A 14,762-nucleotide genomic window follows, 5' to 3' on the forward strand; every position below is an offset into this window, starting at 1 on the left:
TCAACCTTACACTTGAATCATACAGAGAAAGAAAGAGAGGCCATAATAATATGCAATCGCAATCATCCAAGTCCGGCGTCGTGTATGCAGCAATCGCATACGTGATGTGGGGCGTACTGCCGCTTTTTTGGAACTTATTAGGGGAAATAGACGCAGGTCATCTGCTGGCTCACAGAATCGTCTGGTCCTTTGTGACGATGATCCTTGTAGTTCTTTTGCTAGGGAAAATCCGTCCCTTCCTGAAACAAATAAAGGATTTAGTTTCAGATAAGCGTGCGTTCTGGGGTCTGTTCGCTGCTTCCTTGACCGTAAGCCTCAATTGGCTCGTATTTATCTGGGCGGTAAATTCCGGACATGTCCTGCAGTCCAGCTTAGGTTATTATATAAATCCACTGATCAGCATTTTGCTCGCGATGATTGTCTTGAAGGAAAAAAGCACTCGCTTGCAAATTGTCAGCTTCATCCTTGCCGCTCTTGGCGTACTCTATCTGACTATCAGTTATGGTGTGTTTCCTTGGGTATCATTCCTGCTCGCAATCAGTTTCGCTGTTTATGGCCTGTTGAAAAAAGTCGTTACCATTCCGCCAATGTTCGGACTGACAATCGAAACAATGTTCGTCACACCGCTGGCCATTTTGTATCTGCTATTTGTACCCGCAGCACATAGCGAACCGATAGCTGCAGGTACAGCTATCATCCTATTTTTGTCTGGGGCTGCCACAGCCGCACCGCTTCTGCTGTTTGCCCATGGAGCCCGCAGGCTTACTTTGACACAAATCGGTTTGCTCCAATATATCGGCCCGACACTCATGCTTCTCTTAGGTGTCACTTTATTCGGCGAAGCATTCACACATGCACACCTGATCGCTTTTTCATGTATTTGGGGAGCTCTAGTCCTCTACACCATTTCGGGTATCCGGCTGAAGCGCCTGACGACGAAGCAGCTAAAACAAGCCCAAGCTGCAAAATAAGCCACCTTTATTTACGAAAAGGTGGCAAGAAAAGCAATAACACAAATAATCCACATAAGATAGTAGCAAAGATGTATAATGTCCCTTTGATGATCTCCTCCTGAAACAAGAAGGAGAATACACTGGTAACAAGCAGCAGCAAAGCCGTTACAGCAGCCGGGATGAATAAGACGAACGGGTTCTTTGTGAAATGTCGCAGCACTCCGATACTAAGCAGTGCAATTCCAGAAAAAGCTAACAGCAGCAAGGAAAAATCCATACCTGCACCTCCTGCTGTTCAGCTTATTCAGGAACTGCCCAATCGGTTATAACATATCGGCAATTCCTGCCGGGATTTTTTTAAAACCGCCGTTCTTCCCCAATCTCCTGTTGCGCATCATAGATGACAACTTTGCTAGGCGCATTATCCTTGGCAAGTCCTTCCGCTTCCAGAACAGCATCATCACGCGAACTATGATATTCAGCCGGTGCCACATTTTCTATCTTCACGTCACAGCCAGACACATCCTTGTTCTGGACACCACTGTATCCTTTCATACCATGTGCCTCCTTCATAACTTTACTTTTGTTCCCAGCTGTTCATCTCGTGAAACATTACATGCCAGCTGTTCCCACTATTCAACTCCCTTTAAATCTAGTAAAATATAATTTTACATTCAATTCACGATTCTATTTTATCGTATACCGCTGTCTAAGGAATTTGCTAGCGGGAATACGTAACTATATTTCTACCAAACGAGGGTGATGATGCTTGCAAAAAAGAAAAATCTACTTGATTATCGCATCATTCCTGCTTGCCATTATCATCGGCACAATGATTGTCCTTGCTGCATCCGAACAAAAAACAACAGTCACCAATTCCCCTGCAGAGGTCGTTCCATCTGAAACTGATTCCTCCGGAAATTCTGGTGAAGACGCTGCCGCATCGGAAGAAGAAGCGGATAATTCTTCTGACATAAAAGATGCTTTCCAGCGATTGCTTAAGGATACACTCGGCCTCTTCATCAAGGAAGATTTGCATATTACGGCTGTTGGTGATAGTTTGACTCAAGGAGTCGGTGATGAGACGGAGAATGGCGGCTATGTCGGTATTCTTCAGCAAACCTTTGAACAGACAGATGATCGTGTGAAGATTGATAACTTCGGTAAACGCGGAAATCGAACAGATCAGCTGCTGAAAAGACTGGATGATCCTATCATTTCAGCTTCCATCGAGAATGCTGATGTTGTCCTGATTACAATCGGTGCCAATGACATCATGAAAGTGACAAAGGATCACTTCACCGACTTGGATTATGAGGACTATAGTGCCGCCATGCCAGCCTATGAGAAACGAATGAATGATGTTTTTAATAAAATTGATACATTGAATCCAGATGCCGAGGTATATTTGATCGGCTTTTATAACCCATTCGAGGAGAACTTCCCAGAACTACAAGACCAGCTCGGAACAATCATCAATGAGTACAACGACATAGGCAAGCAGGTCGCAGGGGAGAAAGACCAGCATTATATCGAAACAGCTGATTTATTCGAAAATAAAACAGCTGATTTATTATCTGAAGACTACTTCCACCCGAATGAAGTCGGGTATGGAAAAGTTGCAGAAAGGGTATTGGAAAGCATCAAGCCCGTAATACAGGAAGACGATGAATAGGCAGGTGATGTATCGTGGAAAACAGGAAGAACGAATCTCAGCCACCGAAGCAGCGTGACTGGAAAAAATACTTTAAAATATTAGCTATTGCGAATGGTATCGTCCTGCTGCTTCTATTGCTGCTCATTTTCCTTCCGGCATTCAGCCCGGCACCGGAGCCTCCGAAGGAAGCACAATTTGACAGCTCTGACTCCTCGGAGTTCACAATCAGCTCAACGAAAGCAAATGTTAATGAACTGATAAACGCATATATCGATAAAGAGCTTAATGATAATTCCGATAATTATGCTGTCGTTCTGGGTGATGATGCTGTAGAGCTAAGCGGAGGTATTACAGCATTCGGCGTGCGGATTCCGCTGCAGATGACACTCGAGCCGCAGGTACAGGATAACGGAGATCTATTGCTTGTACAGCGTGATATCTCCCTCGGCAGTCTTTCCCTGCCGAATGATAAAGTTCTCAAATATATAGATAGATATTATAAAATGCCGGAGTGGGTAACTATCAATCCGGATGAAGAATCCATTTATGTTGCTGTTACCCAAATGGAATTAGAGAACAATTTCCACGTGGAAGTAGAGCAATTCGATTTACCGAATGATAATCTTAGCTTTAAGCTGTATATCCCGAATGATACATTCGGCTTGTAAAAAAACAGGGCATCTCCTTATAAGGATGCCCTGTTTTTTATGGAAGAAGCCCATTCTCATGGACATAAATTGCTGCTTGTGTCCGGTCCTGCACTTCGAGCTTACTTAGAATATTACTGACATGCACTTTGACTGTCTTTAAAGCAATGAACAGTTCAGAGGCAATCTCTTGATTCGATCTGCCCTTCGCTATCAAAAGCAGCACCTCCTGCTCTCTCGCTGTCAATGTATCGTGTAAAACGGGGGCTTGGGGCTTTCGCATGCGTGCCATCACTTTGTTCGTCACTTCAGGCTCGAAGACTGACGTGCCATTATATGTAGATCTGATTGCCTTCGCTATTTCAGAAGCTTTGGATGTTTTCAGCAAATAGCTGGCAGCTCCTGCTTCCAGGGCTGGATATACTTTATCATCATCCAGGAAGCTTGTGACGACGATTACTTTGGCTTCTGGCCAAGCAGCTATGATTTGTCTGGTAGCCTCTATTCCATCCATACGGTCCATTACAAGATCCATCAAGATGATATCCGGACGCAAATCAAGTGCAAGCTCCACCGCTTCCTCTCCATTATCTGCTTCACCTATCACCTCGATATCAGCTTGGGTGGATAGATAGGCTGAAACTCCGATTCGGACCATTTCATGATCGTCTACAAAAAGCACCTTGATCATGCTTCTTCTTCCTCTCTGTCAAGCATCGGAACGCGTACCTCCAAGCGTGTGCCTTGCTTCGGCACACTTACCACACGCAGATGAGCGCCGATTTCCGCTGCCCGCTCCTTCATATTTTGTAAACCGTATGCACCTGGCTGTTCGGTACCTATTTCAAAACCGATCCCATCATCTGCAACAAGCAGGATAATAAAGCTGTCGCGCTGCAGCAGTTTGATTGACAAGCTTTCAGCTTTCGCATGACGCAGCGTGTTGGATACCGACTCCTGCACGATTCGGAACAGCTGATCCTCGATCCCTATCTCTACAGGAAATGTGTCCAGCTCCCAGTCGATCGATAGGGGTACCTTTGCCCGCAAATCTTCCAGGAGCAGCTCCATTCCTTCCTGCAGCGTTTTCCCTTTCAGTGCAGCCGGTCTTAGATGCAGCAGCAGTGCACGCATCTCCAGCTGTGATTGCTGCACCATTGCCTCCAGCTGCTTCAGTGCTTTAAACAGAGCTGTCTCTTCTCCCTCGGATTCCGTCAAAGCAGAAATCAGCATAGATGCTGCAAACAGCTCTTGACTGACTGAGTCATGCAATTCCCTTGCCAGGCGATTCCGCTCCTCTGATACAATACGCTGGACCTCTTCCTCACGATCGATCACACGCTCATTTGTCAGCTTTTGGGCAAGCTTAGCCTGTTCATTCATATAAGTCTGAAGACGTTCGAGTTCAGCCCATGTCTGCTGCAGCTCGGTTAAGCTGAAGCTGCGTTTCTTCAACGGCTGCTGACCTTCCCGGATGCTTTCCATTTCCCTCGCCGCCTGATGCCAGCGCTTGCGCCAATACAGCCCGGAGAACAATCCAAGAATAGCCCCAGAAAAAAGGACAAAGAGCGGGGCTGCAACTAAAAATGGCAGGGTGCTTTCATGCATCGTCCAGATATCTTTCCAATCATCCAAAGGAAAATCGATAATATACAGAACAGTTAATCCGACCAGCAATAGCACACTGTACAGCATACCGAAGCCAACATGGCGTTTCACGATATTACTCATACGCGCACCACCTCCAGCTTACCGGCTACTACACTCGTAACGATTTTGATGCGCTGGGAGGATTGCTGATAGCCTTTCGTACGCAAATGGATCACTTTGCTCCAGCAGTTCTGTTCCCTGTGGTCGAAAATTGTGACTGAGCCATACACAACTGAATGATGGACATCGACTTCTATATCATATGGCACTATGATTCGTACATTTCCGAGCACTTTACGCACCATCAGGACGGCTTCTTCTTTTGGCAGCACAGTATAATTCAAGTCAATGATTGTATCACCTATGAACGATTGGATATTCGTATCCTGCCACTCATAAATGCCACTCCCTGCCGACTGCGCACCAAACCAGCTGTTTTGGAATAGAGATTTCTGTTCGAATACTTGCTCCTCCGACGCAGCCTGGTCAAAGGAAGGCTGATAGGTTTGCGGTTTATTTGCCGCACTGTCATGGATTTTCGAAAAGTAATAGATAATGCCTGCTGTCAGAACAAGATAAAAAGCAAATGATTGCAATAAACTGAAGGCAACAATGACTATCCCTATCCAAAACATGACTGGTCTTTTACCATTGGAAAGCCTCCGTTTTCCAAGATAAATGAAGAATATCCCGATTCCGATCCCTATCAGGACACCTGTGCCTGATATCAATAATTCAGCCACAAAAACGACAGCTGCTGTGATCAGCAGCCAGCGGATCATATCGTTAGGCTTCAATTCCGAGGCACTCCCTTTCATGCGGCAAGTGTAAATAAGGAAGCACACAGCCGCCTGTGTCCTTCCTAGATTACCATGATGTGCCTATTTTAACTAGATTTCTTCTCAAGCTCTGCAAGCTTGGCATCCAATGTCATTTTCCTGTAATCTGCGTCCACTTTCCGTTCCAAACGGTCAATATAGCCTTCCAAATCATTGAATTTGTTTGTAGCAAATTCGAATTCAGGTTTATGTTTCAATATTTCATTCATGCTTCGATGCGCTTTTGCGACATTTTCACGCTCCGCGAACTCCATTTTCTTTACATAAAGGTCTTTTAGTTTATGCTTCATCTGCACGTACTTCTTCTCAAGCTCTTGCAGGTCAGAACTTGCTTTATCCATCATTGCTTTAATCTTGTCTGCGCGTTCCTGATATTGCTCACGTTCATTTTGCGCTTGTTCAGCGAGTTCTGCTTCCCCTTGCTCGGCAGCAAGCTTCGCCTGTCTCTCCCGTTTATCTGCCATTGCCTGCGCTGCATGATATTCCTTCGTGAAATCATGCTTGAGCTGGTATTGCTTTTCGATCAATTCACGAATCTTTTTCGCTTGCTGCTCGCATTGACGAATATATTGACTGAGTTGAACCGTTGGATTCTTTTCTTCCTTCTTATCCAAGATTTCGTGAAAATCTGCTGCTACCGCCTGTTTGATACGAGTAAAAATGTTTTCCATGTGTACCTCTCCTTTTTTGTTTAAAATATGTCATCAACAAGAGCCAATACTGGGATGAGCAGTGCCAAAATCGGGATAAATGCCCAAATCCACGTATTATCCTGCCTATTCGGCTTTGCCTGCTCCTTCAGCTCTTCCACTTCCAATTCCAGCACACGTATTCGCTGCTCCAAGTAATCGTCCACTATGCTCTTCCTTCCATTTACAGAGTATAATCGAACTTCTCAGCTTCCTTTTCCTTCTTCCAAGCCCGGTACATGTAATACAAAGCTGCAAGAGCAACCAATCCGATCAACGCCGGCAAATTGGAAAGTGAAATACATACACCAATTCCAATCACTACACCCCAGCCAATCTTGGCACCGACACTATCTGTCAGGATGAACCTCCTCAACCCGTAATAGCCAATTGCAACACTGATAGCCAGCACAAGCAGCGAGCCCAGATTAGCCAAGAGCACTGCCGCAGCAATGACCGCACCGATGATCAATAACACCTTCTTCATCAAGCCTCTCTCCTTCCTTTCATACTCCTAGTCTACCGCTATCCCCGCTCCCCCATAACGACCCCCAGCCATAACTTGAATAAGACTTTGGTCTTACGAAAGGCGAAGGTGACCGTTCAGAAACGGAGCGGTAAGTGAGAAAGCCCGGAGTGGGCGTCCTAACCCACGCAGGGATTTCTCGCTTACAGCGCAGTTTCTGGTCACCGCAGCTAGACAACACGAAAAGCGTAAGAAACCGGTTAGAAACGGAGGGATAGGCGAGAAAGCCCGGAGGGTGTCCTTTCATTGCAGTAACTAATCGTATTGCTCCAATAAAAACAAACAAAAAAACGCTCGTAAATTATCGAGATAATTCACGAACGTCCTTACTACCTAAACGTCTAAATCAAATATGAAACTTCCGCTTTAACTTCTCTACCCACTTTTTAGGCATTCTATATGAAATCAGGAGCAAAATAGAACCTAATAAAGTAGACGGAAGAAGTTCATCCACAGAATGAAAAACTATGTTTTCTGTATCTGCATACCTGCCTACTATAAACTCAATTCCGATGAGGAGTATAAGAATAGAGAAAATGATATAGCCGCTTTGGCGAAACCAGCTTCTATTCCTTTTAAAAATAGCTATATTTATTACCAGCAGTAACAGAGAAATACCCAGGAGCGGGAATGCCGTTTCGACTGACCATCCTGTATATCCATTGATTACGTCAAAACCTACTAAACCAGCGCATATTGTTATGAGTAAGACGATAATTTTATCTCTAGTTCCTTTCACATAACCAAAGGCTACATATAGAAAACTCCAGCATATAACAATAGATAAGTTGCTGTATAGAGACCATGTCAACTCTTTATTCAATATGACATCTATAAGTGTAGGAATAAGGAATCCCAGGATCATCAGAACACATAGAACACGATACACAACACGTATGAAAAAATTCACCAGGTTTTCATATAAACTATAATAGGTCGGAAACCCGTTCGCATCCAGCAATTCTTCATCGCTTACAATTTTCGGTATGTATGTAAAGCATAGCGGACAAGGAATTTGGTCCTTTTCAACACTCACCCCGCATTTAGGACAGTAAGCCATTAATATGCACTCCTGTTGGTTTCGATTTTTATTTGTACGCCTTCTTTCACTAATTTCCTAAAAAACATTCTTTCTACCAGTCGGTCATTCGACAAATTACCAAAAGTAATATACATATCATCCTTGTAGCTTATTACTCCAGCTTTTATCTTGTTGCCGATACTTGGCGGAGGATAAAATTCAAAGCGCTCCACATGTTTTTCTAATTCTGTATCGAGTGATATTACTCCTAGATTGGAGATCGAGCTTGTGTATAAGTTTTCGCCAAACCTGGCGTGCACCATTGGAGAGATCCAATCTTTTACAAACAAAGGCAGCGCCCGCAGCAAAAAATTACGTTCGCCCCTCACACCGCGCGCAATTAATGTTTTTAACTGTTTATCATTTAGATATCGTTTTAGCTCTATACTAATCGTTTCAATGATATCCTCGAAACTATATGTACCAAGACGAGGATCTATCGTTACCGGAACACTTACAAAGAAATTTTTCAATGTATTCGTTTTAAAGAAATTACGTAAATTAACGGGAACATTTATTGTAATAGGCCTTCTTGTTTTCGTATTTTCCGCTTGAATATCAATCAATATTTCAGCATATAACGCCAGTAAATAGGTTGTGATACTTGTTTGGTATTTCTTTGCTATCTTCTTCAATTCCTGGATCTCCAGCTTACCAGTCGTAACGTGATACACGCCTCTTTTGTCCAATCTTAATGGTAGCTTATAGGCTCTGTCCAGAGTATCTTGCCATTTCGGAACCATTTTTTCATAATGCTGGAAAAATGCGTTATCAAAATTAAATCCATTAAGCTTTTCCCGTATACAAGGCAGGTCAACGCCTTCTTTTTTCAAATAGTTTCTTACCAACAGCTTTAAAAATTCTATTCCTCCAGTACCGTCGGTCAGCATATGGGACAGCTCTAGAGAAATTTTTTTATTATAGTAAAGCACTCTGTAAGGAAATGTGTTACGACCTCTGAAAAATAAATTGGAACAAGGATAATAATGCTCTTCAGATACAGTAGGAATAGTGGCTGTCTTTTCGAAGTAGTACCAAAATACGCCTCTTTTTACGATAACTTTGAAGGAAGATATCTCTTCCAATGTTTCCTCTAAAGCTTCTTGAAGAAATGCAGCATTGACAGATTTGTACATACTTACAGAAAGACGAAAGACAGTGGATACCCTGGAAGAAACAGTAGAAGCATAAAGCTTACCAGCACTATCTAGTTTGTACCAATCTGTTTCCATACTACTATCTCCTTCTTGTGCTCGGTTTCTTAGTTATAAATAAGATCAACTTAACCATAAAATTGTACTATATTCTACTTCATATTCTTTCAGTTATTTAGTTTACTCAAGCTTGAATGCTATTCTCCTCTCCCAGATTAAAACTGGCAGACATTAAAAAACTCGCTAACGGTGCTCTTCGTGGAAGAAACGATTTCCGATAACAAATAATATAAGTATGATACCTAATAGTAAAATACCGGTACCAACAGCAGAAAAGACAACTGCCGAAATGGCAATCTCCGTAACCTGAAGGATATGATACATCGCTATGCCTCCAAACGGAAAAATCAAGATAAGACCTGTGACAATGCCTGGAGCGTATTTCCGCTCTGCAATCATTGCAACAGCATGGGGCACGATTACATTTAGAAGCATAGCGCCAATCAAACCGATCTGAAGGTACTGAAAATATATATTAGATGGCCAGAGCAGATACAATGTACCAATAGAACATGCAAGTAATGTTATGACAGTTACAGCAAAATGGAATACCTTTGGTTCCACTGTCTTTTGATACTTGCTTGTCTTAGACCAAGCAGGCAAAAAGATAGCTTCCTCTATATTATGTAATGTAACTGCGATAAGGAAAAGCAGGACTTCCATATAAAAACCCCCCTCCCCTTCATTATCGCATATTAACCAAATCAGTTGTTTAACTTCCGAATATCAGCTAGTATCATTTGACTCTTCGGCATACTCGGCATGGCAGAATGACTATAGCTATAATCCTGCTTTGGAACATTATATTGCAGGCGGTTTGTAAGAAAGTCAATGCTAACTTCCATCACCTGTATCGTGACCCATTCTCCAGCACAGCGATGTCCCATGTCAAAGTCCCCGCCGCCCTGTGGGATAAAGTCAAATGGGCTTTCCTTCCAATCGAGGAATCGGTCTGGATTGAATAGATCCGGCTGCTCCCATAAATGCGGATCATGATTGTTACCATACAGATCCAGCAAGGTCATGGTACCTTCCTTGAATTGATAGCCTTCCCATTCGAAATCCTTTTTCACTTTTGCCATGGTTGCGGGGAAGAATGGATAGAAGCGGCGGGTTTCTTGTACGAACCTGCGGATACTGCCATCCCCCTTTTTCAGCCGTCCTCTTTCTCCCGGAAACTGATGCAGGGCAAGTGCAGCAAAAGTAATATAAATACTGATGGCGACTATAGGCCGCAGTATGTTCAGCACTTCTACAGCAACTATCTTTTCAGGAAGCAGCTTCCCATCACTATCCCGATGCTCGGAAAAAACGCGGAGTGCGCCTTCCTTAGTCGCATGCAGATTCCCTTTCCTTACCTGCTCAACAAGTCCGGCAATCCAGTTCTCCGCATCAGAACGGGAGGTTCGTCCTTTCCAGTGGGCGGGTCCTACGGCTGCTGGCGATTCGAATAGGTGTCGCATTTGATTTGTCCTTTTTTCCTCATCATCCAGCGGCACCCCTGCCCAATCACATGCGGCCTTCATCAGGATTTTCTGTGATTCTTTATATAACGTTATCTGATCGATTTTTTCCCATTGCTCGCTAGCCTTCTCCCATTCCGATTCCAACAATTTATCGAGCTGCTGCAGCTGAGCCTTAGACATGATGGACATGAACATCCCCTTGCGATTACGATGCTGTTCCCCATCCAGCGTCTGAACACCGCCTTCGCCAAATAGTGTTTTAACAAGCCGATTCGGAGCAGCTCCAGCACGAATGAACTTATCTGGGTCATAAAAGAGCGCTGCACCTTCTTTTCCACCAAGACAAATAGCCTTTTTTCCGAGCAATGTAGTCTCAAACACATTTGACTGAAAACTTTTTCTCCTATGCAGGATGAATTCATAGCCTTCTTTTAAAAAAGCTAGACTATGATCTAATCCTTCTTCCTTCGGCATGGACATATCATGTCACCCTTCCCTGTTTAGTTTGTCTATTTCCCTTGGATTGCAGGATGAAAACGAAAAGTACCTTGCTTATTTTCTCTAAGCAAGGTACTTCCTATGTATTAAAATGCTACATAAAGTGGGTGCTGATTCTCATCAAGGCAGTTCTCGATCCGTTCCAGGAAGTTTCCCCAGGTTACCATTTCCTTTACTTCTTCAAGCGGAAAATAGCCAACTTCCAGACTTTCTTCCGAAGGCGTACAAACACCGCCAATCGGTTTGCCTAGGAAAAGGGTATTGCAGATACTTTTTTCTGTATTTTGATAGACTCCGCAAAACCTGTTCACTTCTATATCGATTCCGCTTTCTTCCTTCACTTCCCGAATTGCTGCCTGTTCAAGTGATTCTCCTTCTTCCACTTGTCCTCCCGGCATCTCCCAGCCTCGTTTTGGTCCTTTAATCAGTAAAATATGTCCTTGGTCGTTCCGAACAATTGCTGCGGCGGAAACAATATGTTTTGGTGGCATCTTAAACTCCTCCTTCTTGTTTCTTTCCCTAGCAGGGACGACGGTTCCTGCTGCTATAAAGATTTTTTATGAGCATTTCTCCCATCTTCCGTTAATGGTAGAATCTAAAAAAAGGAGGCCATTCAATTGCCTGAGATCATTCTTCTTGGATTCGCTTTAGCTGCTACGCCAGGCCCTGATTTTTTGCTTATGACACGAAGCACCTTGTCGCATGGCAAAGGATTCGGGTTCATCACATTGCTCGGCAACCGCTGCGGCCTGCTCATTCACATCAGTTTTGCCTTACTCGGACTATCGATGATTCTGCAGGAATCTGTAATCCTGTTCACTAGCATCCGGCTGCTTGGGGCATGTTATTTGATTTATCTTGGCATCCAGAAAATCATTCATCTTTTACGCAGCAAAAAAAGCACGCATGATAGCGCAGCATTTACCATCACAAAAGTGCAGGCTTTCCGGATGGGGTTCCTAAGCAACTTCCTGAATCCAAAAGTCAGCTTATTCTTCCTGAGTATCTTCCCCCAATTCGCTAGTACCGACCAGCTGCAAAACCCATTTCTGCTTATCATCTGCTTCCTGCTTGGCAACAGTGCGTGGTACGTTGGGACATTGCTGCTTGTCGGCATGAAACAAATCCGTATGATTGTCGTCAAATTTCAATCTTACTTGGATGTAGTGTTTGGCTTTGTCTTCCTCATCTATGGCGGAAAAATCGTCTGGGAAGATGTGCTGCGCAAAATCACCTTTTCTCCCCGCCTGTATTAAAAGAAGCCCTGCCAAATGGCAGGGCTTCTTCGTTTATTGTTTCTTAAATTTAGCAAGTGCATCAGCCAATGCAGTATTTGCGAAGCTATCATCTTGCTGATTCTTCTTCAGATACTTCTGTACATCACGCTTACTCGCTTTATTGGTTTTCTCTTTCTTGCGGCGTTCGTTGAACGTACTCAGCTTTTCACGATGTCCGCATTTGCAGAAGAAAATCTGACCTTCCCCTTCACCGCGCAGTTCCAAACGTTTATGACAGTTCGGGCAGCGTGCATTCGTCGTTTTGGCGATATTTTTCTTATGCCCGCATTCCCGGTCCTGACAAACGAGCATACGACCACGTTTGCCATTGACTTCAAGCATCAGTTTCCCGCAATCCGGACACTGTGTGCCCGTCATATTATCGTGCTTATACTTATGCTCGCTGTTCTTGATTTCGGCAACGACTTCTTTCGCATACTGCTTCATTTCAGAAATGTATTGCTGCTGGTTCAGCTTCCCTTCCGCGATGGCACTTAGCTTCATTTCCCATTCTGCAGTCAATGCTGGTGATTTCAAGTCTTCCGGTACAAGCTCAAGCAGCTGTCGGCCTTTGGAAGTCATTTTCAGATACTTGCCTTGTTTCTCGATATAGAATGTATTGAACAGTTTATCAATGATATCAGCACGTGTCGCAACTGTGCCAAGTCCGCCAGTCTGGCCGATCGTTTTGATAAGATCCTTGTTCTCACCAGCCATGAAACGGACCGGATTTTCCATCGCATGAAGCAAGGTGCCTTCTGTGAATCGTTCCGGCGGTTTCGTCTCGCCCGTCGTCATCCGATACGCAAGCGACCACTCCTCGCCTTTTTCGACGTTCGGCAACGTTTGATCGTCATCTGCTTCCTCGTCATCAAAGTTGTTCGCATAGACTTCCTTCCAGCCTTGCTTTTGTACGATTTTACCTTTGGCAGTGAATGTTTCTCCAGCTGCCTCAACAGTCAATGTTGTCTGTTCATATTCAAACGGCGGGAACAGGACAGCGAAGAAACGCTTGATGACCAAATCATAGATTTTCCGTTCCTTATCGGAAAGGTCAGCACCATACGCATTCTGATCTGTTGGAATGATTGCGTGGTGATCAGATACCTTCTTGTCGTCAACAAATGCTTTTGTCGCTTTAATTGGTGCGTTCGTAATTTTCGTTGCCAGACGGCCGTAGCTTCCTACACCTGCAGCTTTAACCCGATCCTTCAGCGTAGGAACGATATCAGAAGAAAGATAACGTGAGTCCGTACGCGGATATGTGAGAAGCTTATGACGCTCATACAGCTGCTGCATGATATTGAGTGTTTCTTTACCGCCAAACCCAAACAGACGGTTCGCATCGCGCTGAAGTTCAGTCAGATCATACAATTGTGGAGCATAGCTCTTCTTCAGCTTCTTCTCCACTTCCTTCACTGTAGCCTTGACCTGATTCAGCTTCTGAAGCACCTGCTCTGCCTTATCTTTAGAGAACGTCCGTGTACTGTTATGCTTCTGATCCTTCCAGACGAGGCGCAAGCCTTTCTGAGTCTTTGCTTCGATGCCATAGAATGTCTCTGGCTTGAAGTTCTTTATCTCTTCTTCCCGGTGATGGATCATCGCCAAAGTCGGCGTCTGCACGCGTCCACTGGACAGCTGTGCGTTGAATTTCGTCGTCAATGCACGTGTTGCATTCAGACCGACATACCAATCAGCCTCAGAGCGGGCTACCGCTGCTTTATAGAGGTTCTCGAACTGCTTGCCGCTTTTCAGGTTTTTAAAACCGTCCTTGATCGCCTTATCCGTAACCGAGGATATCCACAACCGTTTCACAGGCTTGTTCACACGAGCTTTCTCTAGGATCCAGCGTGCAACAAGCTCCCCTTCACGCCCGGCATCAGTAGCAATGACAATATCACTGACGTCGCTTCTGTTCAATTGCGTTTTTACTGTGCTGAACTGCCTGCCAGTCTGCTTGATCACAACAAGCTTCAGCTTATCCGGCAGCATCGGCAAGTCCTCTATTTTCCAAGTTTTATATTTATCGTCATATGTCTCCGGGTCCGCCAATGTCACTAAATGACCAAGCGCCCACGTTACAATATAGTCTTTTCCTTCCATATAGCTGTTCGTCTTCTTCGTACAGCCAAGAACACGCGCTATATCGCGGCCGACAGATGGCTTCTCTGCCAGTACAACCGTTTTACCCATGAAAACATCCTTTCTCGAATCACTTCCTATAGTGTAGCACATGGCGGCTTTTTTCGGGAGCAAGCGGCATAG

Annotated in this window: 18 protein-coding genes; 4 read left to right on the forward strand and 14 right to left on the reverse strand. The window is 44.3% G+C overall.

Going from position 1 to position 14,762, the window contains the following annotated elements:
• Window positions 1-50 precede the first annotated feature (50 nt).
• Window positions 51-971: an EamA family transporter RarD gene (rarD, locus tag CHH91_RS00820; protein ID WP_095221042.1), complete on the forward strand. Its 921-nt coding sequence runs from the start codon at window positions 51-53 to the stop codon at window positions 969-971.
• Window positions 972-978: 7 nt separating this feature from the next.
• Here rarD and CHH91_RS00825 read toward each other — a convergent pair whose 3' ends face one another.
• Together CHH91_RS00825 and CHH91_RS00830 are read right to left on the reverse strand one after the other, a co-directional pair.
• Window positions 979-1,230 (reverse strand): hypothetical protein, encoded by a 252-nt coding sequence (locus CHH91_RS00825; protein WP_095221044.1) that lies wholly within the window; start codon window positions 1,228-1,230, stop codon window positions 979-981.
• An 80-nt stretch (window positions 1,231-1,310) separates the two neighbouring features.
• Entirely contained in the window at window positions 1,311-1,508 is a 198-nt protein-coding gene (locus CHH91_RS00830; RefSeq protein WP_095221046.1) for a DUF2188 domain-containing protein, read from the reverse strand.
• A gap of 214 nt (window positions 1,509-1,722) precedes the next feature.
• On the opposite strand from CHH91_RS00830, the gene CHH91_RS00835 reads away from it, so the two are divergent.
• The gene (locus tag CHH91_RS00835; RefSeq protein WP_095221048.1) at window positions 1,723-2,628 is read left to right on the forward strand and encodes a GDSL-type esterase/lipase family protein; all 906 of its coding nucleotides are present in this window, start codon (window positions 1,723-1,725) and stop codon (window positions 2,626-2,628) included.
• A gap of 14 nt (window positions 2,629-2,642) precedes the next feature.
• The gene (locus tag CHH91_RS00840) at window positions 2,643-3,278 is read left to right on the forward strand and encodes a YpmS family protein (protein ID WP_176465614.1); all 636 of its coding nucleotides are present in this window, start codon (window positions 2,643-2,645) and stop codon (window positions 3,276-3,278) included.
• Window positions 3,279-3,315: 37 nt separating this feature from the next.
• Here the strand turns inward: CHH91_RS00840 and CHH91_RS00845 are convergent, their stop codons facing one another.
• The 11 genes from CHH91_RS00845 to CHH91_RS00890 form a co-directional block, all read right to left on the reverse strand.
• Entirely contained in the window at window positions 3,316-3,948 is a 633-nt protein-coding gene (locus CHH91_RS00845; RefSeq protein ID WP_095221052.1) for a response regulator, read from the reverse strand.
• Window positions 3,945-4,988 carry a sensor histidine kinase gene (locus CHH91_RS00850; RefSeq protein WP_095221054.1) on the reverse strand — a complete coding sequence of 348 codons (1,044 nt, stop codon included), beginning with the start codon at window positions 4,986-4,988 and terminating at the stop codon, window positions 3,945-3,947. Before CHH91_RS00850 ends, CHH91_RS00845 begins: the two co-directional genes overlap by 4 nt.
• The gene (gene liaF / locus CHH91_RS00855; protein WP_176465615.1) at window positions 4,985-5,704 is read right to left on the reverse strand and encodes a cell wall-active antibiotics response protein LiaF; all 720 of its coding nucleotides are present in this window, start codon (window positions 5,702-5,704) and stop codon (window positions 4,985-4,987) included. The genes CHH91_RS00850 and liaF overlap by 4 nt, the downstream gene beginning before the upstream one ends.
• An 89-nt stretch (window positions 5,705-5,793) precedes the next feature.
• A complete protein-coding gene (locus tag CHH91_RS00860; protein ID WP_095221057.1) occupies window positions 5,794-6,417 on the reverse strand; it encodes a PspA/IM30 family protein in 624 nt (207 codons plus the stop codon).
• Between the two features lie 20 nt (window positions 6,418-6,437).
• Window positions 6,438-6,602, reverse strand: coding sequence for a hypothetical protein (locus CHH91_RS20400; protein WP_176465616.1), 165 nt, complete (start codon window positions 6,600-6,602; stop codon window positions 6,438-6,440).
• Between the two features lie 17 nt (window positions 6,603-6,619).
• Window positions 6,620-6,922: a lmo0954 family membrane protein gene (locus CHH91_RS00865; protein WP_095221058.1), complete on the reverse strand. Its 303-nt coding sequence runs from the start codon at window positions 6,920-6,922 to the stop codon at window positions 6,620-6,622.
• A 385-nt stretch (window positions 6,923-7,307) separates the two neighbouring features.
• On the reverse strand, window positions 7,308-8,021 hold the full coding sequence (locus CHH91_RS00870; RefSeq protein WP_095221059.1) for a DUF6320 domain-containing protein: 714 nt from the start codon (window positions 8,019-8,021) through the stop codon (window positions 7,308-7,310).
• Window positions 8,021-9,274: an alcohol acetyltransferase gene (locus CHH91_RS00875; RefSeq protein WP_095221060.1), complete on the reverse strand. Its 1,254-nt coding sequence runs from the start codon at window positions 9,272-9,274 to the stop codon at window positions 8,021-8,023. The genes CHH91_RS00870 and CHH91_RS00875 overlap by 1 nt, the downstream gene beginning before the upstream one ends.
• Before the next feature lie 165 nt (window positions 9,275-9,439).
• Window positions 9,440-9,919 carry an HXXEE domain-containing protein gene (locus tag CHH91_RS00880; RefSeq protein WP_095221062.1) on the reverse strand — a complete coding sequence of 160 codons (480 nt, stop codon included), beginning with the start codon at window positions 9,917-9,919 and terminating at the stop codon, window positions 9,440-9,442.
• Between the two features lie 41 nt (window positions 9,920-9,960).
• Window positions 9,961-11,202 carry a CYP152 family fatty-acid peroxygenase CypC gene (gene cypC, locus CHH91_RS00885; RefSeq protein ID WP_095221064.1) on the reverse strand — a complete coding sequence of 414 codons (1,242 nt, stop codon included), beginning with the start codon at window positions 11,200-11,202 and terminating at the stop codon, window positions 9,961-9,963.
• A 104-nt stretch (window positions 11,203-11,306) separates the two neighbouring features.
• Complete coding sequence (locus CHH91_RS00890) at window positions 11,307-11,711, reverse strand: NUDIX hydrolase (RefSeq protein WP_095221066.1); 405 nt, start codon at window positions 11,709-11,711, stop codon at window positions 11,307-11,309.
• Window positions 11,712-11,837: 126 nt separating this feature from the next.
• Between CHH91_RS00890 and CHH91_RS00895 the strand changes: the two genes are divergently transcribed.
• Entirely contained in the window at window positions 11,838-12,476 is a 639-nt protein-coding gene (locus tag CHH91_RS00895) for a LysE family translocator (RefSeq protein WP_095221068.1), read from the forward strand.
• A gap of 33 nt (window positions 12,477-12,509) precedes the next feature.
• Here the strand turns inward: CHH91_RS00895 and CHH91_RS00900 are convergent, their stop codons facing one another.
• Window positions 12,510-14,690, reverse strand: coding sequence for a DNA topoisomerase III (locus CHH91_RS00900; protein WP_095221070.1), 2,181 nt, complete (start codon window positions 14,688-14,690; stop codon window positions 12,510-12,512).
• Window positions 14,691-14,762: the final 72 nt, after the last annotated feature.

Origin of the sequence: Virgibacillus sp. 7505 (genome assembly GCF_002272135.1) — a bacterium.
In the GTDB taxonomy this organism is placed as follows: Bacteria; Bacillota; Bacilli; order Bacillales; family Amphibacillaceae; genus Terribacillus.